The following is a 25255-nucleotide window of genomic DNA, read 5'->3' as shown; positions in this document are numbered from 1 at the left end:
AATGCAACGCTATGCGGTAAAATCTATATTTTCAAAGAAAAATGCAATCATTTTGTTATTATCGGGTGCCCTAGTTGTTACCCCTTTTCAATATTTATTACCTAATGGAATATACAAAAATACTAATGCTGTACATGCTGCGTCAGAAACAACAAAGCTTACAGCAAATGGAGAAAGCATTATTTCAGCTGGTGTAGTTCGTAAAGAATATACCTTCTCCACGAAACGTGGACAGAAGCAGGTTTCTACTGGAGTACATGTGATTGAGGTTGATCTTTCGAATCCATATATCTCTCTGCAAGCGATTAGTGGAAAAAATGGAGAGGTAGGAACTCGCACCAATATTATGACGATGGCTAGCAATTCAGGAGCGATCGCAGCAATTAATGGGGATGTATTTAATATGGGACTTGAAGGTGCTCCTTTAGGTTCACAAATTGTATCTGGTTCATTAATTGTTAGCCCATCCTTATTAAAAGGTATGTATGCATTTGGCGTTACTAAAGATAAAAAACCGTCAATCGACGCTTATACCTTTGAAGGTAAAGTTACTGCTAGTAATGGCAGCAGTTTTGAACTATCAGGGATAAATCAATCCTCTTACAGCTCTGACGTAACAGGGGAGCAATATAGCCATTATAATCGCTTATTTATTTATACAAGTGCCTGGGGAGGAGCAGAACGTCCGAAAAAATCAAGCACCACACCTACCGAGGCACTAGTTGTTGATAATGTAGTAAAAGAGATTGTGGAGAATGGCACGATTTCAGGTACTATTCCTGAAAACGGCTATGTACTGCGTGGACATAAGGATGCAGCTAAATTTTTACTTAGCTTAAAAGTAGGAGATACTGTTCAAGCTGACTACACCCTTATATCCCAAACAACAAAGCAAAAGGTTGATCCTGCATCATTTGAAATGATGGTGAGCGGACATACATTACTTGTTGAAAATGGAAAAGCGTCGAGCTTCTCGCGGGACATTACTGGAGTAAGCGGAAATTCATATACTTCTCGCACAGCAATTGGTTATTCTGCAGATGGCAAAAAAGTATTTTTAGTCACAGCAGAGCGCTCGGGCTCCAACACAGGACTTAGCTTAAAAGAGCTGCAAACTGTAATGGTAAAACTTGGTGCATATAAAGCAGTCAATCTTGATGGCGGCGGCTCAACGACGATGGTGGAGCGTAAACTAGGATATACGACATTATCTTTAGCGCATGCTACCCAGGAAAGTTCATTACGTGCAGTCGCTAATGGGATTGGAGTGTTCACTTCTGCACCGCAAGGCAAACTTAAAGGAATTATTGTTACAGGAACTCATACTATGTTGATTGGTCAGGAAGCTACATTTAATTTGCGTGGCTATGACAATTATTATAATCCAATGGAGATTAGCGGTTCACAGACTTGGACAAGTAACAACAACAATGGAGTATTTTCTGGAAATGTGTTTACCGCCAAAGCTGCAGGAACAGCTTCAGTTACAGTGAAATCAGGAGAAGCGAGCGCTACAGCAAGCTTCGAAATAGTAGGCAGCGACCAAATTAAGTCTTTAGTGTCGCAAAGTGGAACAGGATCATTGTCTGCAGGAGCACAATTGCCAGTGTCTTTAAAGGCGACACTATATAATGGCGATCAGTATACATTAAATGGTAAACATTTAACATGGGAATTTATCGGATTCAATGGTACCTTTAAAGATGGAACCATTACGGTGAACTCCGTCGATAAAAATGTAAGCACAGGGTATGCTGTAGTGAGATACGGAGAATTGGCAACAATGATTCCGTTTACAAATGAAATAGCATCCACAGTTGTGGAAAATTTTAACAATGTAGGTTATAGCATAACCAGTCAAGTCACGCCTGCAGATACGACAAAGGGCAGTGCTAAATTAGTAGCAGGATCAACTTCTAACAGCTCTGATAAAGCGTTACAGATTTCATATGATTTTACTGAAGGTACTGGAACAAAAGCGTCTTATGCTAAGCTTGGTGAAGCGGGTCGCTCATTAATGGCAGGAATTAACGCATTAAGTATCGATATTAAAGGGGATGGTAGTGGAAATTGGTTGCGTGCTGAACTCATTGATGAGAGCAATACAATTCATTATGTTGATTTAGCTAAATCAGTGAATTGGACAGGATGGAAAACGGTTAAAGTAGATGTTGATAGCAGTAAAATGCAAGGGAACGTCAAACTAAGACGGATTTATGTCGTGACACTTGATTCAACAAAATCCGGGGTTGCAGCAACTGGTGAAATTACAGTAGATAATATCGTTCAATATGCAAAAGGAGCGAGCACGGGCACTACAACTAATAAAGTGATTAAGCTGACATTAGGCAGCAAGCAGGCGGTTGTAAATGACAAGCAGGTGACTTTAGAGGCGGCTCCAGCTTTGAAGGGGGACTACTCTTACTTGCCATTGCGTTTTATTACAGAACAGCTTGGAGCAACTGTAAAGTATAATCAAAACACACAAACGGTTACTGTATTAAGTGGTAATAAAATACTTGAAATGAAAATAGGCAAGAAACAGTACACGCTTAATGGTACTCGTTATGAGGCGGAGGTAGCACCATTTGTAGAAAATGGAAGAACATTAGTTCCAGTACGCTTATTTTCTGAAAAACTAGGTTATAAAGTTACGTATAAGCATTCTGAGCGAAGCATTACTATTCAGTAGTCTGCTATGGTTGACTAATTAATTATGGTATAATTAAAAGAAATAGAGATAGAGGAGATATAATGTCGGTAGATCACCTGTCAGTTGATATTAATCGCATCTTTTCAAGAACGATACGTGTTATGGAAGAAAGCAAGTATCAAATTTATGAAGTATGCGAATCAGCAAGAAATGAGCTTGCCCTCCTGGAAAAAGAGCTTGAACAAGTCATGAGTGAGACTATAAAAGTGATCGAACAGGTCGACAAGCATGAGCTGGAATATCGGTATGCGCGGATTAGACTAACCGAGGTAAGTCGTGACTTCACTAGATTTGGTGAGCAGGACATAAAAAAAGCGTATGAGAAAGCAACACTAATTCAACTGCAGCTTGCAACAACAAGAGAGCAGGAAAAGCATTTGAAATTACGCCGAGATGATCTTCAGTTACGTATTCGAAATGTCGAAAAAAATATTGAACGCGCTGAAAGTATTGCTTCACAAATGAATGTTGTTTTAGAGTACTTATCAGGTGATGTAGATAATGTAACACGCATATTGGAATCTGCAAAAACTAGGCAACAGCTAGGTTTGAAAATTATTATTGCGCAAGAAGAAGAACGAAAACGTATTGCCAGGGAAATTCATGATGGTCCTGCACAATCAATGGCCAATCTTGTGTTGCGAACTGAAATTGCAGAGCGTATAGCGGCCAAGCGAGATTATGATGCGGTGTTAATGGAACTTGCTGATCTCAAAGGACAAGTGCGTAATGGACTTGAGGAAATTCGTAAAATTATATTTAATTTACGACCAATGGCACTAGATGATTTAGGGTTGATTCCCACTTTGCGAAAACTGTCGCAGGATTTTGAGGAAAGAGCAAAAATTCATACGCATTTTGAAGTGCAAGGCAGAGAAGTTCGTTTAAGTTCATCGATGGAAGCTGCAATATATCGTTTAGTTCAAGAGGCGTTAACTAATGTACAGAAGCATGCAGAAGCATCACGTGTAGTTATTAATCTAAGTTTTTTAACCGAAAAACTAGAAATTACAATTAAAGATAATGGTAAAGGTTTTAAAAGTTCCCCTAATCAAGACACTCAGTCACATTATGGAATTATTGGGATGTACGAGCGTGTTCAATTGTTAGAGGGCTCCATTGATATTCAATCGGAAGCTAGCCAAGGAACGGAAATAAAAATTATTATACCTTTAAAAAATAGCTAAGAAAGGAGTAAGTGGTGATATGAACAAGGGAGAAGTCAGTAACATTTCAGTAAGCGGTAAAATAAAAATATTGCTTGCCGATGATCATCAATTATTTCGTGAAGGCTTAAAACGTATTCTTAATATGGAAGCTGATCTTGAAGTTATTGGTGAATGTGGAGACGGGATTCAAGTGCTTGAATTCTGTAATCATACGTTACCCGATATTGTTCTGATGGACATTAATATGCCTATTGAGACGGGTGTAGTAACAACCGAGCGTTTAAGAGACTTGTTTCCAGAAGTTAAGGTTATCATCTTATCGATTCATGATGATGAAAGCTATGTATTTGAATCATTACGTAAAGGCGCTACTGGTTACTTACTCAAAGACATGGAAGCAGAGGCATTAATTAATGCGATACGAGCTGTTTCACAAGGATATTCTTACATTCATCCTAAAGTTACCGGCAAATTGATTAATCAATTGCGCAAGATGACCTATTTGGATGAAATTGGTGTGTCATCTTCGCAATCATTAGAAATAGGCGCTACCTATATTCCTTTAGAAGAAAGCCCGTTGACACGTCGTGAAGCAGAAGTTTTACGACTTATGGCAGAAGGTAAAAGTAATAAAATGATAGGTGAGCATTTATTTATTAGTGAAAAAACAGTAAAAAATCATGTAAGTAGTATATTGCAAAAAATGGAAGTAGACGATCGTACACAAGCTGTTATTAATTCGATAAAGTATGGCTGGGTTACATTGTAGTCTTATGTATTATTAAATTTCATTTAATTTGAACAATGGCGGTTATGATAGCTCTGTTCTCCGAATAGATATATCATAACCATTTTTGTGTTTAAAGTATAAAGTGACACCAGATTTAAGTAGTGCATACAATAAGCAAAGAGGAGGTAATGACGATGGTAAGTCTTCTGCTTTTTGTTATTGGATGCCACGTACTTACAGCTATTTTTGTTCATTTGTTTTATTGGATATGTCGGCATCGACAAGGAGAAAAACATTATGTATTGTTAGTCGATCGGCCTTATGAACAAATGGAATGGGTACTAAGAAAGTTTCATTCCTTTTCCAGATGGATGGGGATTCCTGTTCAAGTAACGATTGTTCCATCTTTTGAAAGCTATGAGCTATCTTATATGGTTGACCGCTGGAGCCGTCAATGCTTCCCAATTCACTTGGATCGCCATACAGCTGCATATGACCATGCAATTGTTATAGATTTGCATAAGGAGAATGACTTGTGCAAGCTTCCCTTCTAGTTTATACTACCGATATAACCTATATATTGAAAGCGTGAAGCACACGATTCGATCAGTTGTCGAGTCGTGTGCTTTTTTTGTAATCGTAAGAAATTGGAGGTGGAGGATATGTATTGTAAGCTTGCTTTGTTAGTAAGCAGTATGGATATAAAAATAGCTTTGCTTCCTGCAGATACGCATGGGCAGGACGAATGGAGCGATTGGGAGACTTACTTATCAGATAAGCAAATTCTTTATATTTGTAGCAATCCCTTATCTTTGGCTATAGGAGATTGGCTACAACGTCAGTTATTGCAGCTTAAGCAGAGAAGCAAAAATAAATTAATGGCACGTCACTATCAAGCTGCAGTACAAGCTAAGCTAACATCCATCGATAGCAATATAACGATTAAGTGGCAAAAAATTTGTTCGTCCCAGCAAACTGATCAGCAAGCTTATATGCAAAAAATCATGTTACGGAGGCAAGTGCTGGAATGGATTAAAGGACGGAAGCTGCTTTACGACGAGTGGCTAACTCTTTTAAATGAACAAACTGACAAGAGCAATGAGGCTAACAGTAATGACTCAGAACAAATGCCGCCAATTGCTTATGTTAGTAAAGCTGAACTTAAATATACTTGGCAATGGTTATTGTTGCAAGGTTACATACAACTTAGAAGTGCAATAGAATGGTCTGTTAATCGTAGAGGGAAGCTAGAGCTTCGCTGTTTGCGCTGCTATGAAAAGAAGTTGGAGCGAGCCAGTCAAGCCTGTCCCTATTGCGGGGAATATTGCTACTACTGCAGCTCATGCTTGCAAATGGGGCGTGCACGTACTTGCACTGCACTTCTAATTGGTAAATATAATTCCCCACTCGATAACGAGCAAGTTAACACTCCAGAAAGTTTATTACAAATTGAAAAGTTTTCCTTAAGCGATGCTCAATTAATGGCAACTACACATGCCTTACATTTTATATATCATCGAATTCAATATTTGAATGGGGGCACACGAAAAAACATTAACCACCGTGATGCTCACCCGCTATCCTCGCAATTTTTATTATGGGCAGTAACAGGGGCAGGAAAAACCGAGATGATATTTCCACTCGTAGCCTATATGGTTGCATTAGGAGGGCGAGTACTATTAGCAACTCCCCGAAGAGATGTCGTATTAGAACTAATGCCTCGCTTAAGCAAAGCCTTTCCGGAACTATCAATTGTCACACTGTATGGTGGAAGCAAGCAACGCTGGGAAAGTGGACAGCTCGTTCTGGCGACGACACATCAACTGATGAGATTTCAGCATGGGTTTGACTTAGTTATTATTGATGAGCTGGACGCTTTTCCTTATCACGGAGACGAGCGTCTTTATCGTGTTTCAGCGGAAGCGCGTACTCCTCACGGTATCACGATACTACTGTCTGCTACTCCGCCTGCCTATTTACAAAAAGAAATTAAAAAAGGAAGGCTTGCTCATATTAAGCTGCCTGTCCGCTTTCATCGTCATCCTCTGCCAGTTCCTATTCGACTAAAAGTTCCATTAGTGGTAGAACAATTGCGTTCAGGAAGCATTCCGCAGTCGCTAATTTCAGCATTAAAAAAATCTATTGCAGAAGGGGCGCAAATATTTATTTTTCTTCAACGTATTGTTCACACAGAAGCTTATGCGAGACTGTTACGTTCAATTTTTCCTTATGTAGCAATTGAGGCTACCTCATCGCAAGATGTGAGGCGAACTGAAAAAGTATTGCTGTTTCGTCAGAGGCACATTCGGATTTTAGTAACAACGACCATTTTGGAAAGAGGAGTTACTGTTCCTCGCAGTCATGTGTACATATGTGATGCAGAAGCGGAACTGTTTGACGAAGCTTCCCTTGTACAGATGGCAGGTCGAGCTGGACGGTCCAGCGATGAACCAAGTGGTGCAGTATATTTTCTTTCCCGGCAATGGAGTGCAGCACAGAAACAGGCAATTAAGCAAATAAAGGAAATGAATATGCTCGCATTACAACACGGTTATTTATTGCCCAAGTATCAAGAAATGAGCAAGCGAAAGGGAGAGGGCTAGATGGAGTTAAATAGAGACTGGTTAGGCATGATCTTATCACCACAAACAGATGCTTGCATCATTTGTAGCAACCCGATAGTTGCTTATACATTCACTAATGGTAAGCGGCCTTGGTTAACCAAGCTGAGATTAGAGCAATCGCTTTGCAGCAGTTGCTTTGCTGAAATTGCCTGGATTGATAACATATTATGCCCTTGCTGCGGACGAAGCGAACGTTGCTCCGATTGTAAGCGAAGAACTTCATCATCACTTTGGATAAATCGCAGTGCGGTACGTTACAATGAAGCAATGAAACATTGGCTGCATCGTTATAAATTTCAAGGAGATGAGCGGCTGTCGAGTTTATTAGCAACGATGCTGCGACCTGCAGTTGAGCGGGTTAGTTTCCAGCTTATTAGGCATTATGATTTAGAGAAGCCATGGAGAGCAAGTGGTAAGCTGCCGACAGCGTGGTTACAGCAGGGTTCATATTGCTGGGATGTCGTTACTTCCGTTCCGTTAAGTGAGCAAAGATTTCGTGAACGAGGCTTTAATCAGGCAGAGCAGCTAGCTTTAGAAATTAGTGATCATTTTTCAATACCGTATTATAATTTGCTTTATAGAAAGACACATAGTCAAACAAGAAATAGTCATCAAGGGCGTCAGGCAAGAATAAGAGAAAGCAATCAAAAATATAGCGGCTTAATTGAAGGTTTGCATCGTTTGTTTAAGGAGCAGGGAAAGCGTATTTCTAGAAAAAATGTGTTAAATGTTTTACTTATTGATGATGTTTATACAACGGGAAGCACGTTGCACGCTTGCTCTGATGCTTTGCTAGAAGTGAGTCCCATATCGCTCGTAATTGCTAGTGTTACATGGGCGAGAGCATAATTTTTTCATATTAATGCCAATGAATTAATGAAAACTATTTGATTTTACGATAATATAATTATATTAATATAGTAAAAGGCAAAGGAGGAATTGAAATGAAATTAGACAATTGTCCTCGCTGCGGTAAAGTTTTTGTGAAAGGAATTCATGATGTATGTCCTGCTTGTGTCCGTGAAATAGATAAACTATACGAGAAATGCGCCCAATATTTACGTGAACACAGAGGTGCTTCAATTACAGAATTATCTGAAGCTACTGAAGTATCTATTAAGCAGATTACTAGATTTATACGCGAAGGGCGAATTTCATTGATGGATGCGCCCAACTTATCTTATCCTTGTGAGTCATGTGGCGTATTAATTCAATCGAACAATTTATGTGACAGTTGTCGAAAACGGTTAATTAATGGTTCTAAAAATATTTTCCATGACACTGAACAGAATAAGTTGCAACCTGAACAAGCAGAACAAATTAAAGAAGTTTATCAAGGAATTAAACAGTATAAAGAACGTAGTTAGATTGAATCGCTATAAATAATTGTTGTAAATTAGCCGATAATACTATTAGTAGTTATCGGCTTTTTAGTTTGGATATAATGAGGTGAGCAATATGAAGATTAATGATATAAATCGGGTATCTAATTTAAACAAATACCAAAGTCAAGTGGAACACCAACAAAAAAGTTCACGGACAGCAAGAAAGGACGAAGTGCAAATTTCACAGGCTGCACAAGAGCTTTTAGAAAGCAGTCGTGCTGAAAGTACTGAGCGTGCTGAACAAATTAAAGCATTAAAGCAAGCTGTTCAAACTGGAACGTATCATGTTGAAGCTGGGAAGCTTGCAGAAAAACTGCTTCCTTTCTTTAAATAATGTCGTGGAGGTCCAACTATGGAACAATCCACCTTTTCATTACTCATACAACAGTTGAAGCATTTACTGCTTATCTATCGCGCATTGTTTACGCTTGCCGATGAAAAAAAGTCAGCAATTATCAATAACAATATTGAAATGATAAATATGCTGACAATGAAAGAAAGTAAAGCAATAAAGCCTGTTCCTGATCTGGAAAGTGGAATTCGCTCATTATTAACAAAGCTGCAGCGTGAGCTCGGCTTTAGACCGAAGCTGAAGATGACAATATCAGAAATGGTACAGTTATTAACAGATCCAGAGCAGAAGCAAGAACTAGCGCAAGTACAGCGGGAACTGGCTAATATAACGACGAAGCTGCGGCAAGCTAATGAAACGAATCAACAGCTCATTCAAATTTCGTTGGAATATGTGGACTTCTCGCTTGATGTCATTTGTGGGCCGCCTGAGGACGAAGTGACGTACAAGCCGCCAACACAAAGAAGTTATGAAACGCAAAAACGAACTGGAATATATGATCGTAAATGGTAGACAGTAATGATGAGAATTTGGAGGAGGTAAGAAATGGTTTCTACATTTCATGGATTAGAAACAAGTAAGCGCTCAGTGCTTACGCAAGCTGTAGCGATAAACACGGTTGGTAATAATATTTCTAACGCATCAACAGAAGGTTACAGTAGACAGCGCGTTAACTTAAAAAGTGCTGATCCTGTTTATGTTCCTGGATTTACTCGTCCAAACACACCAGGACAGATTGGTACAGGTGTTGAGTACAGCAGTGTAACACGTGTGCGAGACAGCTATTTAGATTTGCAATATCGTCGTGAAAATCAAGAGCTTGGTTATTATACGGTGCTGAATTCTACAATGCAATCGATCGAGTCTATTATCAACGAACCATCCGATAATGGTTTAAGTGCAGTTATGGATAAATTTTGGAATTCCCTTGAAGTATTAAATCGCGATCCGAATCTATTAAGTGCACGAGTTGATTTTATTGAAAATGCTAAGAACCTTGTAGATACATTTGCAAAAATCGGCTCATCACTAACTACATTAGAAAGCGACATTGCAAGTAATGTTGATATTAAAATAACTCAAGCAAACAATTTGTTAGAAGGAATTGCCCAATTAAATGAAGTTATTCGTAAAACGGAAGTATTGGGTGATAACGCTAATGACTATCGCGATCAGCGAGATGTATTAGTCGATCAACTATCGAAGATTGTTGATGTTCAATATACCGAGGATGCCAATGGCATGTTAAATATTTTTGTCGGTGGAGCACAGGTGGTTGCAGGCGATCAGGTTACTCCAATTACTAGTGGAGCAAACTTTACAGGAGGCGAAGTTGCTGGCTACGCAAGATCACTTGAAGAGATTGAACTTGTACGCAGTCAGTTGAATGCCTTAGTTGACACGCTTGTTCGCGGTGAAATTGAAATTACAATGCCGAACGGCTATCGCACTTCATCTGTTATGGTGGCAGAAAATGATGTTCAAGTAACCGATGATAACGGTGTTGTAACAAATTATGCGGCAGGATCGCAAATTCCTGCAGGTTCAAATATTACTTCAAGCGTAACTTTTAAAGTGAATGGTTTTAACGGAGTTCATGAGTTAGGTTACACCATTAACAACCCTGTAGAAACAGGAATTTCATTCTTTGTTACAAAAGATAATACGGCTTCGTTCACGCTTGATAATATTGCGGTTAATTCGGTTATTTTAGCGGATACAAATAAAGTTGCGGCGTCTGGACAATATATACAGGTTGGAAATAATAAAACGCCAATTAAAGGTAATAGTGATGTGGCATTAGCTTTATCGACATTGCGTGATGCGAAATTTACGTTCCCATCATCGTTAACTTCACTATCTTCTGGTACTACGGACGATTATTTCCGAGCATTTGTCAGTGGTTTAGGTACTCGTGCAGAGCAGGCAAAAACGAATTATGAAAGAAGCACTGATCTGGTTGATAATGTTGAGCTTCGCAGACAATCGGTAAGCGGGGTAAGTATTGATGAAGAATTAACTGATTTACTTCGTTTTCAGCATGCGTATAATGCAGCAGCACGTAATATTACAGCAATTGATGAAATGCTGGATCGCGTGATTAATAATATGGGCGTAGTTGGACGATAGGAGGTTAGATGATGAGAGTAACAACTGCAATGTCAAGTACTCAGCTATTGAGTAATTTGCGTAATAACAATGGAGCAATACTAGAATGGCAAAATAAGCTTTCTACAGGCGAGAGAATTAGTAAGCCGAGTGATGATCCGGTTGGTATTGGATATCAAATGCGTTATACAACAGAGCTTGCACGTAACGAGCAATATTTATCTAATGCAAAAACAGGATACGGCTGGCTAAGTCAAACAGATACCGTGCTGCAGCAAGCGCAGGATGTATTACAACGTCTTAGCGTTTTGACGAACCAAGCAGCCAATGGAACGATAACAGAGGATGTTAGAGAGCAGATTAGACTCGAAGTGCTTCAATTGCGTGAACAAATGGTAACGATAGGCAATAGCACATATGATGGACGACATATATTCAACGGTCAAAAAACAGATGTTTCTCCGTACACATCAGCTAATGCAGCAAATGAATCTACAAATAGTGGAATTTATTATTTAAGTGTAAGTCCATCTGTTCAGGTTGCAGTAAGTATTCCTGGTGAACAAGTGTTTGGTAAAGCAGGTGCAGCCGATAATATTTTCAAACTATTTGACGATATTGCAGCTCACCTTGCAACAAATGATGATAATGTTGCGCGGACTGCGCTTTCTGGAAGCTTAAATAAGATTGATGCGGCAATTGATCGAATATCACTTAACCTAGCAGAAGTGGGAGCAAGAATGAACCGCTTTGAATTGATAGAAAGTCGTATCGGTGATGAAAAAGTTAGTTTAACGACTCTAAGATCATCAGTAGCTGATGTTGATATGGCAGATGCGATTATTCAACTTCAGCTTAAACAAAACGTGCTTCAAGCTTCGCTAGCAATGGGTGCACGAGTATCTCAAATGACTATGCTAAACTATTTATAGCATGACATAGTGGTTATAACATTCAAGGATTGGAGATTTGGATGATGAGTGAAGAAACTATGACAGAGATCGTTATTAAAAGTAAACTTTATGGAGAGCTTCGTCCTCAACAGCATCAGATCTATGAGTTCGAACAAGGTATTGTCGGTTTCTCTCATCTGAATCGATTTGCTCTCTTGCCTTACGAGGATACATCATTATTTGTATTACAGTCCTTTGAGGAAGAAATGAGCTTATTACTACTGCCGGCTGTTATGAGTGCTAATCGTAACGGTTTCCATATTAACGAATCTACGATTCAGGAGCTTGGTGTTCAAAAGCCTGAAGATGTGATATCTTTCTATATCCTGCGCTTTATCGATGAGCAACCATATATTAATTCAAAAGCTCCAATTCTAATTGTGCCTAATACGCAGAAAGGATGCCAATATGTCATCAATGATGATGCAATTAGTGTACGAGAACGATTAATATTGGCAGGTGCGGAAAATGCTGATACTTAAACGTAAGGTTGGAGAAGTTGTTCGGATTGGCAATGATATAGAAGTTCATGTGCTAGCTGTAGAAGGAGATAGCATTAAACTTGGTTTTAAAGCCCCAAAGCAGGTACAAATTTTACGCTCAGAAGTATATGATGCGATTAAGGCTGAAAATATACAATCTGTATTATCAATCGGCAAGGATGCCAAGGAATTGATTAAGCAGTTAAAGCAAGGCGGAAGTACTGAACCAAAACAATAAAAAGGAGGAATTACCGTGTTTGATTCAATCAATCGTATGGATGGAACCTCAATTGATTGGAGTCAAGTGTCAGGCATACGTAAACAGACAGCAAGTGATGGCGATTTGACTTTGGGGGCTAAAGGAAATCAAGCTGAGGCTATCTCAACTTCGCAAAGCAATAAAGAAAAAATTATTAAAGAACTGGAAAAAGAAAACAATCAGTTGCAAGCACTAAATCACTCGCTTCGCATGAAATTTAATGAGGATGCTGAGCAATTTTATGTTGAAGTAGTTGATAGACGAAGTAATGAAGTTTTGGAAACAATTCCAGCAGAACATATGCTAGAGCTTGCAGCAAAGCTTAAAGAAATGGTTGGATTTTTTATCGATGAAAAAAGATAAAGCGTGATGAGGAGGAATTACTATGGGTTTAACGATTAGCGGTCTGTCAGGTTCTGGATTAGATACTACTGAAATTGTAAAGGCGTTAATGGAAGCTGAACGTATTCCTTATACTAATTTAGAGAATAAGAAGACGCGATTAGAGCAAGAGCAAGAAGTGTTTAGACAATTAAACACAAAGCTTAAATCATTGGATAGTGCTTTGTTTGATTTGGAATATTCATTTAACTTAAAAGCTTATAAAGCTACTTCTTCTAATAATGGTATCAGTGTAAAAGCTAGCGATACAGCAATACCTGGTAAATACAATATTGAAGTGACACGAGGTGTTAAATTAGGCAATGCTGAAATATTGAGTAATGACTTTCTTGAAGCGGCGAGATATGGAAAATTAAAAATTGGCGATCTCGATTTTTCTGATGCGTCATTGAGAAACGATTTAGGAATCGACAGCACGACAAATGATGAAACTTTATTACGCACCATTGCCAATTATATAAATTCTAACTCAAAATCTGCAAATGCAACAATGACCATGCTAAAAGATGATGTCAATGGTGGATTTAAAGTTCAATTGACTAGCAAAGACATTCAAAAAATAAACATTTCAAGTAATAATGTTTATTCTGTAGACAAAAATGATTTTTTAGATGCTATTAAAAACCAACCGAGCAATTTAAAAATTGGTAATCTCGATTTTTCCGGTCTAGATATTACTGATTTAAGTGATGAAGAAATTATTAAGAAAGCTGAGAAAGCTGTTAAATATATTAATGACAATTCAGAAGATACGAATGCAACTGCATATATTTCAGGTGGAAATATCAAGTTCGCTAGTAAAGATGATTCTGGTAATGTAGACATTCAAGGTATCTCTTACACTACAAGGGATCCTCTAGAAAATATTACGAACAATGTTGGTCAATCAGCAGTTTTCAAAGTCAATGGAGTGGAATATACATGGGATTCTAATGAGATATCCGATATTATTCCAGGTTTAAGCTTTACAATCGATGAAGAAGCAACTGGCGAAAAAGCAACCATAACAGTATCTGCTGATAATGACAAAATTGCAGATAAAGTACAAGCTTTTGTTGATGCCTATAACTCTGTAATTTCGTTTGTGCGTTCAAATTTGGCAAAACCTGAACAAGAGGGCGTTATTAATCCATTGCAAGGTGATTCTGTCCTTAAAGACATTAGCAGCAGATTAAACAGCATATTTAACCAGGCAACATCTGCAGGCTTTATGGAGGAAATTGGTTTAAGTATAGATAAAAATGCGCTTAGCTATGGCGGTAGTATGACGGGGACAATTACGTTTGATCGAGAAAAATTTATCTCGAAAATAACAGAAAATCCTTCTAAAGTAACAACGATCGTTAATACTGTAGCTAAAAGCATGTCGGATACGATTGCAAACACATGGACTTCGTCGACAAAGGGAATTATGCAAACTAAAATTGCCGGATATGATGCGGAGTTAAAACGTGTTGATGAAAAACTTGAAGCAATGGATCGTTCCTTGCAAATGAAAGAGGCGCGTTTAAAACAGCAATATAACAATATGGAGAAAATGTTAGCGACATTGAACAGCACCAAAGATTGGTTGACTTCTCAATTTGAAAGCTTAACTAAATCGAAATCATAGTAAATTTACAAGTAGTGTAAATTGAGAGGTGAGAACACCGTGAATGCTAATTTAGCAGGATATCAAGCATACCAGAAAAATAAATATACTACAGCTTCGCCGCATCGTTTGATTTCCATGCTCTATGATGGAGCAATTCGTTTTGCTAATCAATCCATAGAATATATTGAACAGAATAATGTGCAAGGTAAAGGAGAGTCGATTAAACGACTTCAGGACATTATTTATGAGCTGATCTCTTGTCTTAATTTTAAAGAAGGCAAGGAAATTGCTCAAAGCTTATATTCTCTGTATAACTATGTTATTGAATTATCAAATCGCAGCAGCATTGAAATGAAAACGGAACCTTTGCGCGAAGTAATAAAAATTATTACAGAGATAAAATCAGCATGGGATCAAATCGGTAAGGACGTGCGAGTTAATGGTTGATGCTAAGCAAGCATTGTTGGATGATTACTCAAATTTAATAAGTATCTTCGAGCAACAAATCGAAATTGCTTCGCAGAATAGATATGATGAGCAATTGAGAGAGCTTGAAGAGCTCGAAAGCAAGAAACATGAATATAAGCAGCGAATTGATCAACGATTAAGCGTACAACCATTAACTTCATTTGACGATGTCAACAGAGAGATAATTGGCAGCATTGAACGTTTACAGCAACTGAATGATCAATTGTATGCTATTATCCAAAGTTGGTACCAAGAAGATACTAAATCACTACGCCAAGTATCTCTTCAACGTAAAACGATACAGACTTATGGCAATCTTCGTGACAGCGACATTATTTCCTATTACTTCGATAAAAGACAATAAATGTCGACAAAAGCTAATAAAAATATTAAATTTTTTCTGATTAACTATAAACAATATTAAAGATTGTTCCGATATATATATTGTGACCACAAGGATGTGGGATAAAAACTATCATGGAGGATGATATCTATGTTTATTAACACTAACGTAGGTGCGATTAACGCTCATCGTAACCTATCTGCAAACAACACTGCAATGAACAAAACTATGGAAAAACTTTCTTCAGGTTACCGCATTAACCGTGCTGCTGACGATGCTGCAGGTCTTGCAATCTCTGAAAAAATGAAATTCCAAATCAACGGTCTTAACCAAGCACAACGTAACGCTCAAGATGGTATCTCTTTGATCCAAACTGCTGAGGGTGCGCTTACTGAAGTTCATGCAATGCTACAACGTATGAACGTTCTAGCTAACCAAGCGAAAAACGGTACTTATGCTTCTGCTGACCGCAGTGCTATCCAATTGGAAGTTAACCAATTGCTTTCAGAAATCAATGCAATTGCTGACCGTACTACATTCAACGGTATCAGCTTGTTGACTTCTAGCAAATCTATTTCTTTCCAAGTTGGTGTTAAAGCTAACGCAACTATCGCTGTTTCTACTCAAAGCATGAAAGCTAGCAGCCTAGGCGTATCTGGTCTAAGCGTATCTACAGCTACTAATGCAAGTGCCGCAATTACAAAACTTGAAGATGCTATCAAGAAAGTTTCTCAACAACGTGCGAAATTCGGTGCTGTTCAAAACCGCCTAGAGCACACTATCAACAACCTTGGTGTTAACGCAGAAAACCTATCTGCTGCTAACTCTCGTATTGTTGACGCTGATATGGCTCTAGAAATGACTAACTTCACTAAAAACCAAATTCTAGTTCAAGCTGGTACTTCTATGCTTGCACAAGCTAACTCTGTACCACAAAACGTTCTTAAGCTTCTTGGCTAAGAATTACCAATAAAAAAGCTGCCGAAAGGCAGCTTTTTTTATTAATAAATACTATAATTTTGTCGATATATAGTATATAGTGTCAACGTGAATCACAATGAAGATGGGGGGTTAATATGACTGACTTACTTCAAGATAATTTGTACTATCTCTATCAAAATAATAAAGAGATGTTTGAGCAAATACAGCAATATTTAAAAAATCAAAACGAGAAGAAATGTAAGTTGGTTGTAAGAGATAATGGAGCGGTCAATTTAACATTTGCATTTGATGATGAAATAAAGTATTTATATGACCAAACAGGAAAAGATGTTAATGATTGGCTATCAAATCATAGTGTACTAGAGCATGGGTGCTATGATGTTGTTATGTATGGTTTAGGACTTAGTCATCATTTAGCTAAGTTAATAGAAATTAATTCTAAGCTGAATTTTTATATTATAGAACCTGAAATTGATATTTTTGTTGAGGCTTTAAAGATTATTAACATTGATCAGCTTTTACAGCATCCTCAAGTTAAAATGTTGAGTTTAGGGAAAAATGATAATGATCTCAAAAAGTTTCATATTTTAGTTAATACGTACTCAAGTAATCCTAAAATTGATGTTGTTATTCCTTACTATGCTCAAATTAATATTGAAACGATGAGAAAATACTTTGATTTTAACTATATTCAGCGGGAATCTATGCTAATCGAAATTAGTTTTGAAAATACTTTTGGCTCTATTCCATACCGTAACAGCATTAGAAATCTGAAACATATTCAAAATTCAATCTCAGTTGAGAAGCTAAAAAATAAATATAAAGATTGCACTGCATTAATTGTAGGTGCGGGTCCATCTTTAGAAATTGATATTGAACATATTAAACAATTCCGAGATAAACTGCTTATAATTGCTGCAGGTTCAAGTATTCAGTCTTTGTTTTATTTTGGTCTTGAGCCTCATATCATTGTGTCAATGGATCCTGGAGAAGCAAATGCAAAAGTGTTTAAAAATGTAGAAGCTACTGATATTCCATTAGTATTTATTCCACAAATTCATTATCAGATAGTAAATGAGCGTGTAAATAATCTTGCATTTGCATTTTTTACAAATGACCCGATAACAAATTACTTGTTTTCAGATTGTAATATTGATTATAAATTCCATCCAACAAACTCTGTAACAGGCACGGCTATTCAATTAGCTAAATATGTAGGTGCGACAACAATATTATTAGCAGGGCAAGATTTATCGTTTCCAAATGAGAACTATTATGCAAAGGGAGCCAAGCACATCGATGGCAAAAAGGCCGCTAATAAAATTGCCACAAGTAGTTTAATGGTAGAAAATGTAAGTGGCTCAAAAAATAAAACGAATTTATCAATGAAATCCGCATTGGAAAATATAGAAAACTTAATTTCACAAATTGACGGAGTTACATTTATCAATACTTCTTCATTAGGTGCGAAAATAAACGGAGCAGACTTTATTCCTTTTACTGAAGCAGTTAAATATATATCACATGTTTATGATTTTTCTGATATAAAAAAAGAATTTGATATAAATGAGCCTACTAAAAATAATTTTGTAGATTTGTCAGAAAGATTAGAAAAATTTGCTGTTGCGTGTAATGATATTATTTACACTGCAAAATCCTCTTTAAAGCTTGTGCATAAATTTGACGAGTTTTCAAGAAAAAATCAAAACAAAGCTATGAATTTATTAGCTCAGTTAGAACGAGAATTTTCTAAGGTGACTGAGCACAAATTGTTTAAAACAATCATTACTGCATGGAATCGTATTGCTACAAAAAATTACGATAGAGAAGTAATTAAAATTGAAAGTGAGCCTACGATGATCGGAAAAGCAAGATTGCTAAACGAAATCGTAGTACCTTACATCGAAATTATCATTCAATCCTGCAATGAAATTATTGACGAAATAAAAAGTTTGGAAATAGGTGAATGTGATGATCAATCCATTAAAGGATAAAACAGTTTTAGTTACAGGGGGAACGGGATCCTTCGGATATAAATTTGTAGAAAGAGCTTTACAGCTAGAAGCTAAGAAAATCATTGTATTTAGTCGAGATGAATTAAAACAATATGAAATGAAAAAGAAGTTTGAAGATACTAATAAGCTTCGATTTTTTATAGGTGACGTAAGAGATAAAGAGCGTTTGTATCGTGCTTTTAATGATGTAGATATTGTCATTCACGCAGCAGCAATGAAGCATGTAGATGCGTGTGAATATAACCCTTTTGAAGCGATTAAAACGAATGTACACGGAGCACAGAATGTTATTGAAGCTGCTATTGATTGTGGAGTTGAAAAAGTTGTTGCTTTATCAACAGATAAAGCATGCAGTCCTGTTAACTTGTATGGTGCCACTAAGCTGGCCTCGGATAAATTGTTTGTCGCAGCTAATTCATATGTTGGAAATAAGCGTACTAGCTTCTCTGTAGTGCGTTACGGAAATGTGGTTGGCAGTCGTGGAAGTGTCGTTCCTTTTTTTTATAGTATTAAGCATACAGGTGTACTTCCAGTTACAGATGAGCGGATGACGCGCTTTTGGATTACATTAGATCAAGGGGTTCAATTTGTTATTGACAGCTTGAATCGAATGTATGGTGGAGAGATCTTTATCCCTAAAATTCCAAGTATGCGAATTACTGATCTAGCCAAAGCAATCGCTCCAGAATGTGAAATTAAAATTATAGGAATTCGTCCAGGAGAAAAGCTTCATGAAGCTATGATTATGGAAGATGATGCAAGACATACAGTTGAATTTAAAGATTATTATGTTATACAACCAGAATTTTCATGGTGGTCTAAACAATATTCAAATGGCGGTAAGGAGTTACCAGAAGGCTTTTCTTATACAAGTGATAAAAATACGGTATGGTTATCTGTAGATGAACTTAAACGACTTATAGAGTTTAAGTAAGCTATATAGATTGTCTTCTGCATTGCATTTTTGTTAGATAACCAGTCTGAAATAGAAATTAAAAAAAAGTTTTAGAGTCGTTGATTACAATTCCCATCTTCTATAATGTTTATTTATGGTTACATTCCTAATTAATAATCATATAATTTGATTGATTTAAAGCTATAAACTTTTTTCTAATCAATAATAGATAGAGGTTAAAATATGGGGATAAGAGCTAGATTAATAGAAAATAAAGATGTTGATCTTATTTTCGAGTGGGTTAATGACGCTGAAACCAGAAAACAGTCTTTTAACGTAGCTCGAATAGAGTATGAAGATCATGTCACATGGTTTAATAAAAAAATAACAGATCCAAATTGTATTTTTTATATTTTTTATGATGGAGACATGCCAATAGGTATTGTCAGACTAGATGCAACGGATAAAGATAAATATTTATTAAGTTTTCAAGTGGCACCAAATGCACGTAAAAGAGGATATGGAAGACAAATAATATTTATAACAGACGAATTGTTAAAAAAAACAAAGAATATTCTACCTATTGAGATAGTAGCTGAGGTTAAACAACAAAATTTAGCATCTTGTAAATGTTTTGAGGTTAACGGGTATATAAAACAAGTAAAAGAGGACAAGTGTATATATACTAAAGTTCTATATTAAGAGTATCTAAATGTTCCATTTTTATTTAATTTTATGATTCCGGATATAATAGACTTGTAGAAGATGTATGTATAATTTTACTTCTTCTAGGAGAGACATATAAACAATACTGCTAAGGTCGTGGAGAGGTACTATTTACTATCTAGTATGCTTTATGTATCAGAATTTAGAATTGAAGTCATTTTAACGTATATTATTATTAATATGAAAATAAAATGTATTATTGCTGTTGAAAGGGGTATGGTATTATGACATACTCTATTTTTTAATATTTCATTGATTTGATTAATTCTAATAAGGAAGAAATTTATCCAAACTAGATATTAGATTAGTGCCTTTATGACTTACCTGAAGTAAAAAGATTGTTCGTTTATTATTTCGTAATGTACAATCATTTTAGAAAACGCAAATTAGCATTTACAAGATTGGGTGTTATTTTATGAAGACTATAGTAATTATTCAAGCTAGAATGGGTTCTTCGCGGTTACCGGGTAAGATCTTATTGCCGCTTGGTAATCACACTGTTTTACATTATGTAACTGAGAGATGTCGTTCTATGGTTGGTATAGATGAAGTTATTGTTGCAACTTCAAAAGTGTCTCAGGACGATGCAGTAGAAACTTGGTGCATTAAAAATAAAATTCCTTGCTATCGTGGCTCGGAAGAAGATGTTCTCAGCAGGTATCTTGAAGCTGCTAAGCCGTATGCTCCAGACTATGTGATAAGGGTTACGGCTGATTGTCCGTTTGTAGATGTGAAAATGGGAGAGCAGATGCTTCAACTAGCTCAACAACATAAAGTAGACATTGTAGATTTAGGGAAAACATTGCCTAGGGGGCTAGCAATGGAAGTGATAACCTATTCTGCCTTGCAATATATTAATCAAAATGGACATGAACCACGACATAGAGAACATGTGACATATTATGCATATGAATTTAAGGATCAGTTTACTAGAGTTACCTATCAGCCACCTAACAATCGAGTACATCCAGAATTAAGAATTACGCTAGATACGGCTGAAGATTTTAAGTTAATATCTACGGTAGCAGAACATTTTAATGATCCTTATATACCAAGCGAGAGAGTTATTAAATATTTATTAGATAATCCGAAAATAGCTTGTCTTAATGCTCATGTTCAACAAAAACCTGTAATTTAATAATAAGGAAGAAAATATGATGTTAAGGTTTTTAATTCGCGCGGATGCTTCAGTTGCTATAGGCAGTGGACATGTCATGCGTTGTTTAACGATTGCCAAAGCTTTGCGAAGTCTTGGTCACCAAGTTTGCTTTTGGATGGAAAACTTGCAGGGAAATCTAATTCGTTATGTGGAGGATGAAGGTTTTACCGTAACAGAACAAGAGCAGTATGTCGATATTCTTATTGTGGACCATTATTTGCTTGATATTGTTTGGGAAAAAAAAATGCGTTCATTTGCTCGTAAAATAGTAGTGATTGATGATTTGGCAAATCGCGCTCATGATTGTGACTTACTGTTAGATCCAAACATATTGGATAACTATGAAAAGCGTTATGATGGTTTAGTACCAGAAGGTTGTAAAAAACTTCTTGGACCAGCCTACCTTATTATGAGGGAAGAGTTTATTGAAGCAAGAATAAAATCGATCATTCGTGACGGTAAAGTTAATCGTCTTCTTATCTTTATGGGGGGAAGCGATCCGACGGGGGAAACATTAAAGGTGCTTAGTGCATTAGAACGGATGCAATCATTTTTTGAGTTTGGTGTTGGTTTGCAACATATTGATGTTGTGGTAGGAAGAAGTAACACTGCTCGTCATGAAATTGAACAGAGATGTCGTCAATTAAAAGTAAGTTTTTATTGTCAAATCAATCACCTAGCTGATTTGATGCGGCAAGCTGATTTTGCTATCGGAGCTGGCGGCTCTGCGATGTGGGAGAGATGTTATGTCGGTTTACCATCTTCCAGCACTGTTGTTGCAGACAATCAACAAGCGATTACAGAGATCGCCGCTCAACTAGGAACTGTAATTTACCTAGGACGGCATGAGCAAGTAACCTCAGATACGTACTTACATCTGTTAAAGCAATTACCCGAGCTTGGCTTGAAGCTGTCGTCAATGAGCAAGCAAGGGCTTAACATTACGGCAAGTCAAGGCATTGTAAACCCTTGGCTTCAAGAAATGGTGGGACTTATTAATGATTAAAATTGGAAATAAAGAAATTGGAAAACATGTGAAACCTTTTGTTATTGCTGAAATGTCAGGAAATCATAATCAATCGTTAGATCGTGCATTGCATTTAGTTGAGCTTGCAGCAGAGGCTGGGGTAGATGCGGTTAAATTGCAAACCTATACTGCAGACACGATAACACTGGATGTGCATTCAGGTGAGTTCTTTATATCTAATGAAGAAGACTTATGGAAGGGACAATCCCTATATAGTCTATACAAGCAAGCTTATACACCGTGGGAATGGCATAAAGCGATCTTTGACAAATGTAAGGATCTTGGTTTACTAGCATTTAGTTCACCATTTGATGAAACAGCAGTAGACTTTTTGGAAAGTTTAAATGTACCAGCTTATAAAATAGCGTCGTTTGAAAATGTTGATATTCCTCTTATACGAAAAGTTGCTCGTACGGGCAAGCCAATTATTATTTCGACTGGTATGGCTACTGCTGCTGAACTTGATGAAGCAGTTCGAACAGTACGGGCAGAAGGTAATGAGCAGCTTATTTTACTTAAATGTACAAGCACATACCCAGCATCGCCAGAAAACTCGAATCTGGTTACTATTCCACATATGGCAGACTTATTTCAAACAGAAGTAGGGTTGTCCGACCATACAATGGGAATTGGAGTTGCTGTTGCAGCAGTTGCGCTTGGAGCTACTGTAATCGAAAAACACTTTACAACTTCACGCGCGGATGGTGGTGTAGATGCAGCTTTCTCAATGGAACCTCATGAATTAAAAATGCTTGTAGAAGAAACAGAACGTGCTTGGCAAAGCCTTGGTCATATTCAATATGGTCCTACAGAAGCAGAAAAGCTATCTGTAAAAAATAGAAGATCCCTTTATATTGGTGAGGATATGAAAGCAGGGGATGTATTAACGGAAAGAAATTTGAGAAACGTTCGACCAGGTTTAGGATTAGAAACAAAGTATTATGATTTGGTGCTAGGAAAATCCATTAAAAGAGACGTAAAGAAAGGAACAGCTTTAAGCTGGGATTTATTGTTATGATGAAACGAGATCAATTACTTCCTTATGGCCAGCAATGGATTGACGAAGACGATATTAATGCTGTTATTGAGGTACTAAAATCTCCATTTCTAACTACAGGACCAAAAATTTCAGAATTTGAGCAGAAGGTAGCAGAATATGTTGGTGCAAATTATGCAGTTGCTTTTTCCAATGGTACTGCTGCCTTGCATGGAGCATGTTATGCTGCTGGAGTGCAGTCTGATGACGAGGTTATCACAACTCCTATTACGTTTGCTGCAAGTGCTAACTGTGCACGTTATTTGGGAGCCAATATTGTGTTTGCTGATATTGATCCCAAAACATACAATATTGATCCGGAGCAAATTAAGAAAAACATTACAGCTAAAACAAAAGCAATTATTCCTGTAGATTTTACAGGTCAACCATGTCGTATTGATGAAATAATGAAAATTGCAGAGCAACATCGCTTAATCGTTATAGAGGATGGCGCTCACTCTTTAGGGGCGGAATATAAAGGAAAGAAAGTCGGAACACAAGCTCATATGACGATGTTTAGCTTTCATCCTGTTAAACCAGTAACTACTGCTGAAGGCGGTGTTATCGTTACGAATAGCAAAGATTATTATGAGAAGTTGAAGCTTTTTCGTTCGCATGGGATTACGACCACTCCTTATGCTAAAGAGCAAGGAGATTGGTATTATGAAATGCTTGATCTTGGGTTCAACTATCGTATGACTGATCTGCAAGCTGCATTAGGTATAACTCAAATGGGTAAGCTGGATCGCTTTATGAAACGAAGACGTGAATTAGCTGCATTATATACAGAGCTTCTGCAAGATACTAAGGGTGTTACGACTCCTTATCAATCTTCTGACTGCCAATCAGGTTGGCATTTATATTCAATACAATTAGATGAACAAGTTCTTGGGAAAAGTCGTAAGCAGATATTTGAAGAAATGCGTGCGTCCAATATAGGAGTGCATGTTCACTATATCCCAGTGTATTGGTTTCCGTACTATCAGAAATTTGGATATAAGAAGGGGCTCTGCCCAATTGCTGAGAGTTGGTATGAAGGCGCTTTAACTCTTCCTCTATATCCTAAAATGTCAGACCAAGATGTTTGTGATGTAGTTGAAATTTTTAAAAAAATAATAGCTTAGGATGATGGACAAAGAGACAAATTATCATCAGTTAGAACAAGAAACTGAAACATGAGATTTAGTGCTTATTAGAAGGTGTCTAGAGAATTATTTTCATCCATGATTTTAAATGAGAGTTTTACTTATTTGTAAAAAATTAATATTCTTACACGAATCTCTTAACACATCTGTCTTAGAACCTAGAAAGCATTTTTAAATTTCGACTTATTTTCGAGTTTTGTGAGTATATTTTGTAATTAGATTACAACTTTAAATGATCAAAACCATTCAAAAACTATTAAATTGCAACATATTATTATAAAAGTTATAACAACTTGAATGAATTCGCTTACAAAAAATTCATTGACAATTTGCACCAAGCATTGTATAGTCAAATTGTGGGCCCATAATGCAGCCACACAGCATTTATAAGACGAAGGGAATGTTTGCACATGCAAGGAAAAGTTAAATGGTTTAATGCAGAAAAAGGATACGGTTTCATTGAAACTGAACAAGGTGGAGATGTATTCGTTCATTTCTCCGCTATCCAAGCTGAAGGCTTTAAAACTCTAGAAGAAGGCCAAGCGGTAGAATTTGATATCGTTGAAGGCGCACGCGGTCCACAAGCTGCAAATGTAGTTAAACTGTAATTATAAGGCAACTTAAGCCTCTATTATAGTGAAAATGATGATCCCTCTCCAACAAATAGTGAGAGGGATTTTTTAGTTAAAATTTTGTGAAAATTTATCAGAAAATTCGAAATTAACAA

General features: G+C 36.9%; 26 protein-coding genes. All 26 read left to right on the top strand.

All coding sequences use genetic code 11. From position 1 onward, the window contains the following. Position 1: 1 nt before the first annotated feature. The 26 genes from AC2TDL_RS08515 (at position 2) to AC2TDL_RS08390 (ending at position 25136) form a co-directional block, all read left to right on the top strand. Positions 2-2692 carry a stalk domain-containing protein gene (locus AC2TDL_RS08515; RefSeq protein WP_484700279.1) on the top strand — a complete coding sequence of 897 codons (2691 nt, stop codon included), beginning with the start codon at positions 2-4 and terminating at the stop codon, positions 2690-2692. Positions 2693-2754: 62 nt separating this feature from the next. Further along, positions 2755-3900 (top strand): sensor histidine kinase, encoded by a 1146-nt coding sequence (locus tag AC2TDL_RS08510; protein WP_484700277.1) that lies wholly within the window; start codon positions 2755-2757, stop codon positions 3898-3900. Between the two features lie 19 nt (positions 3901-3919). Then, complete coding sequence (locus AC2TDL_RS08505; RefSeq protein WP_484700275.1) at positions 3920-4651, top strand: response regulator; 732 nt, start codon at positions 3920-3922, stop codon at positions 4649-4651. Positions 4652-4806: 155 nt separating this feature from the next. Next, positions 4807-5166: a hypothetical protein gene (locus AC2TDL_RS08500; protein ID WP_484700273.1), complete on the top strand. Its 360-nt coding sequence runs from the start codon at positions 4807-4809 to the stop codon at positions 5164-5166. A gap of 108 nt (positions 5167-5274) precedes the next feature. Next, positions 5275-7215 carry an ATP-dependent helicase ComFA gene (locus AC2TDL_RS08495; protein ID WP_484700269.1) on the top strand — a complete coding sequence of 647 codons (1941 nt, stop codon included), beginning with the start codon at positions 5275-5277 and terminating at the stop codon, positions 7213-7215. Continuing rightward, entirely contained in the window at positions 7216-8085 is an 870-nt protein-coding gene (locus tag AC2TDL_RS08490) for a ComFC family protein (RefSeq protein WP_484700266.1), read from the top strand. Positions 8086-8180: 95 nt separating this feature from the next. Continuing rightward, positions 8181-8603, top strand: coding sequence for a TIGR03826 family flagellar region protein (locus AC2TDL_RS08485; protein ID WP_484700264.1), 423 nt, complete (start codon positions 8181-8183; stop codon positions 8601-8603). A gap of 91 nt (positions 8604-8694) precedes the next feature. Continuing rightward, positions 8695-8955, top strand: a complete 261-nt coding sequence (flgM, locus tag AC2TDL_RS08480) for a flagellar biosynthesis anti-sigma factor FlgM (RefSeq protein ID WP_484700262.1) — start codon at positions 8695-8697, stop codon at positions 8953-8955. An 18-nt stretch (positions 8956-8973) separates the two neighbouring features. Further along, on the top strand, positions 8974-9486 hold the full coding sequence (locus AC2TDL_RS08475) for a flagellar protein FlgN (RefSeq protein ID WP_484700260.1): 513 nt from the start codon (positions 8974-8976) through the stop codon (positions 9484-9486). Positions 9487-9519: 33 nt separating this feature from the next. After that, positions 9520-11103: a flagellar hook-associated protein FlgK gene (gene flgK, locus AC2TDL_RS08470; protein ID WP_484700257.1), complete on the top strand. Its 1584-nt coding sequence runs from the start codon at positions 9520-9522 to the stop codon at positions 11101-11103. An 8-nt stretch (positions 11104-11111) separates the two neighbouring features. Beyond that, on the top strand, positions 11112-12014 hold the full coding sequence (flgL, locus tag AC2TDL_RS08465) for a flagellar hook-associated protein FlgL (protein ID WP_484700254.1): 903 nt from the start codon (positions 11112-11114) through the stop codon (positions 12012-12014). A gap of 41 nt (positions 12015-12055) precedes the next feature. After that, positions 12056-12517 carry a flagellar assembly protein FliW gene (gene fliW / locus AC2TDL_RS08460; protein WP_484700252.1) on the top strand — a complete coding sequence of 154 codons (462 nt, stop codon included), beginning with the start codon at positions 12056-12058 and terminating at the stop codon, positions 12515-12517. After that, entirely contained in the window at positions 12504-12755 is a 252-nt protein-coding gene (csrA, locus tag AC2TDL_RS08455; RefSeq protein ID WP_484700250.1) for a carbon storage regulator CsrA, read from the top strand. Before fliW ends, csrA begins: the two co-directional genes overlap by 14 nt. A gap of 15 nt (positions 12756-12770) precedes the next feature. Beyond that, positions 12771-13139: a flagellar protein FlaG gene (locus tag AC2TDL_RS08450; protein WP_484700248.1), complete on the top strand. Its 369-nt coding sequence runs from the start codon at positions 12771-12773 to the stop codon at positions 13137-13139. Positions 13140-13161: 22 nt separating this feature from the next. After that, positions 13162-14790 carry a flagellar filament capping protein FliD gene (gene fliD / locus AC2TDL_RS08445; RefSeq protein ID WP_484700246.1) on the top strand — a complete coding sequence of 543 codons (1629 nt, stop codon included), beginning with the start codon at positions 13162-13164 and terminating at the stop codon, positions 14788-14790. A gap of 39 nt (positions 14791-14829) precedes the next feature. After that, complete coding sequence (gene fliS / locus AC2TDL_RS08440) at positions 14830-15219, top strand: flagellar export chaperone FliS (RefSeq protein ID WP_484700244.1); 390 nt, start codon at positions 14830-14832, stop codon at positions 15217-15219. Continuing rightward, on the top strand, positions 15212-15604 hold the full coding sequence (locus AC2TDL_RS08435; RefSeq protein ID WP_484700241.1) for a hypothetical protein: 393 nt from the start codon (positions 15212-15214) through the stop codon (positions 15602-15604). Before fliS ends, AC2TDL_RS08435 begins: the two co-directional genes overlap by 8 nt. Before the next feature lie 129 nt (positions 15605-15733). Continuing rightward, positions 15734-16543 carry a flagellin N-terminal helical domain-containing protein gene (locus AC2TDL_RS08430; protein ID WP_484700238.1) on the top strand — a complete coding sequence of 270 codons (810 nt, stop codon included), beginning with the start codon at positions 15734-15736 and terminating at the stop codon, positions 16541-16543. A 116-nt stretch (positions 16544-16659) separates the two neighbouring features. Next, positions 16660-18519 (top strand): motility associated factor glycosyltransferase family protein, encoded by a 1860-nt coding sequence (locus AC2TDL_RS08425; protein WP_484700236.1) that lies wholly within the window; start codon positions 16660-16662, stop codon positions 18517-18519. Beyond that, positions 18497-19474 (top strand): UDP-N-acetylglucosamine 4,6-dehydratase (inverting), encoded by a 978-nt coding sequence (pseB, locus tag AC2TDL_RS08420; RefSeq protein WP_484700234.1) that lies wholly within the window; start codon positions 18497-18499, stop codon positions 19472-19474. Before AC2TDL_RS08425 ends, pseB begins: the two co-directional genes overlap by 23 nt. Before the next feature lie 204 nt (positions 19475-19678). Then, complete coding sequence (locus tag AC2TDL_RS08415; protein ID WP_484700232.1) at positions 19679-20137, top strand: GNAT family N-acetyltransferase; 459 nt, start codon at positions 19679-19681, stop codon at positions 20135-20137. Between the two features lie 439 nt (positions 20138-20576). Next, complete coding sequence (locus AC2TDL_RS08410) at positions 20577-21299, top strand: cytidylyltransferase domain-containing protein (protein WP_484700231.1); 723 nt, start codon at positions 20577-20579, stop codon at positions 21297-21299. Positions 21300-21315: 16 nt separating this feature from the next. Next, positions 21316-22326 (top strand): UDP-2,4-diacetamido-2,4,6-trideoxy-beta-L-altropyranose hydrolase, encoded by a 1011-nt coding sequence (gene pseG / locus AC2TDL_RS08405; protein ID WP_484700229.1) that lies wholly within the window; start codon positions 21316-21318, stop codon positions 22324-22326. After that, on the top strand, positions 22319-23365 hold the full coding sequence (gene pseI / locus AC2TDL_RS08400) for a pseudaminic acid synthase (RefSeq protein ID WP_484700227.1): 1047 nt from the start codon (positions 22319-22321) through the stop codon (positions 23363-23365). The genes pseG and pseI overlap by 8 nt, the downstream gene beginning before the upstream one ends. After that, complete coding sequence (gene pseC / locus AC2TDL_RS08395) at positions 23362-24507, top strand: UDP-4-amino-4,6-dideoxy-N-acetyl-beta-L-altrosamine transaminase (protein WP_484700225.1); 1146 nt, start codon at positions 23362-23364, stop codon at positions 24505-24507. The genes pseI and pseC overlap by 4 nt, the downstream gene beginning before the upstream one ends. 431 nt (positions 24508-24938) lie before the next feature. Next, complete coding sequence (locus tag AC2TDL_RS08390) at positions 24939-25136, top strand: cold-shock protein (RefSeq protein ID WP_015847290.1); 198 nt, start codon at positions 24939-24941, stop codon at positions 25134-25136. The last annotated feature ends 119 nt before the right edge of the window (positions 25137-25255 follow it).

This window comes from Paenibacillus sp. plas6, assembly GCF_057221655.1.
This window is presented reverse-complemented; position numbering and strand designations above follow the sequence as displayed.